2 protein-coding genes are annotated in these 1,898 nt (G+C 43.0%); both read left to right on the top strand.

Translation table 11 applies throughout. The features are described 5' to 3' along the window. The first annotated feature begins 195 nt into the window (after window positions 1-195). Window positions 196-705 carry a hypothetical protein gene (locus ACM0OX_RS35525; RefSeq protein WP_414519891.1) on the top strand — a complete coding sequence of 170 codons (510 nt, stop codon included), beginning with the start codon at window positions 196-198 and terminating at the stop codon, window positions 703-705. Between the two features lie 206 nt (window positions 706-911). Next, entirely contained in the window at window positions 912-1,691 is a 780-nt protein-coding gene (locus ACM0OX_RS35520) for a photosystem II S4 domain protein (RefSeq protein ID WP_094347455.1), read from the top strand. Window positions 1,692-1,898: the final 207 nt, after the last annotated feature.

Below are 1,898 nucleotides of genomic sequence, written 5' to 3'. Positions count from 1 at the left end.
GGGGATCAAAAGGCTGTGGTGCAACTCTAGAAGACTTGTGTGTACACCGTAGCCCTGCAAGGGAAGGGGAGTAAGACTCTTAACTCCTAACTCCTAACTCCTAACTTTTAACTCCTACCCAATGCAAGATGATTCAACCAGGACTGATACGCTGTTAATTAAGGCAAAACTTCTATTAGACAAATTGTAAAATCAATGAATTACCTTGTTGCCGTATTACCAGACCGCATTCAAGCCGAAGCTGCTTACTTAGCTTTAGAAAAAGAAGGCATTAACAGCACTATTTTGGGGAGGGGGTATAAAACGGCTGACGAGTTTGGCTTAATTGACCCCCAAGATCGAGCTAAAAAGCAAGCAAAACAGATGGCAACCTGGCTGATACCATTTGGCTTTTTTGCAGGTTTTACATTCAGCCTGATTACTGGTTTAGATACTTTTGCCTGGGCGGGTGAAGTTGGCAATCACATTGTTGGCGGACTGCTGGGTGCTGCTAGTGGTGCGATGGGTGGCGTGGTTGTCGGTGGCGGAGTCGGTTTACTTATAGGTGGTGGTGATGCTTTACCTTATCGCAACCGCTTAGATGCAGGTAAATATTTAGTTGCCGTTGAAGGTTCTGAAACTCTAACTCGCCAAGCAACCAAAATATTGCGTCAGTTCGATCCAGAAAATATCCAAGGTTATGCCGACACAAATACTGTGTATTGAATAAATCATAGTTTACAGATCGCGACACAGCGGCTTGAGTTACTTTCCTATTCTTGGGAGATGGCGTAAGCCGCTGCGATCGCCAACAAATCCCAACTAGAAAAGCTAATCCAATCAGGATAGGAACTGTAGAAATGGGAATTAAAGCTAGAATCAGGATAGTTATAGCAAATTAATTCTCAATTAATAACTCATAATTTTTAAGAATGTTGCCACGAGAAGAACTTTTAAAAGGTGTTGAAAATCGAGATAGTGTCGCTCGTGCAATCGATCAAGCGGAGCAAGCAATCAAAACTTGGGAAGTAGTTTTGACAGATTTTCTATCTCCCCCAGAATTGGCAGAAATTCAACGGGTGTTTAACCGATTAACAGAAGTGCAATTAGTCGCGTGGGGTGGATATCCGCAAGCTGAACGTCAAAGAATAGCGATCGCCCGTTCGGAACTTCCGTTAGAGCAATCTCAAGTTAGCCTTGTAGCTGTAGAAATTGCTGGTAATTTCCTGTTTGATACCGCCTCTCACCGCGACTTTTTAGGCGCAATGTTAGGGACAGGAATTGTTCGTGAAAAGACGGGAGATGTGATTGTCTTGGGAGAACGAGGGGCGCAGGCGATTGTTGCCCCAGAGTTGGTAGAATTTTTGTCAATGAGCCTGAAACAGGTGCGATCAGTTCCTGTGAAAACTCAGCAGATTGAGCTAACTGAATTAAAGGTTCGGGAACCTAAGAAAAAAGAATTAACTACTGTGGAGGCTTCTTTAAGATTAGATGCGATCGCATCTGCTGGTTTTGGTATGTCCCGCAGCAAAATGGTTGATTTCATCGATGCTGGTGATGTCCGCGTCAACTGGAAGGAAGTTACCCAAGCTAGTTCTCAAGTCAAATCAGGCGACTTAATCGCCATTCGTTCTAAAGGGCGTTTAGAAGTTGGCGAAATTGCCGTTACCAAAAAAGAGCGTTACCGAGTTCAATTAACAAGATATATGTAATAAGTTAGGAGTGAAAAGTTAGGAGTGAGGAGTTTTAAATACATCAGTTTATTTAACTTCAAACTCCAAACCCATAACTCCTAACTTCTAACTCCTAACTAGATACTTAATACTTAGGGAATTCCAAATAAAAAAATATACAACTATTTATTGTGGGGTGGGCATCTTGCCCGCCCGCACTATGGACTGGGCGGGCAAGATGCCCAC

Source organism: Nostoc sp. PCC 9305, assembly GCF_963920915.1.
GTDB lineage: Bacteria > Cyanobacteriota > Cyanobacteriia > Cyanobacteriales > Nostocaceae > Nostoc.
The sequence above is the reverse complement of the archived record's forward strand: the minus strand, read 5'-3'. Positions and strand labels throughout refer to the sequence as shown.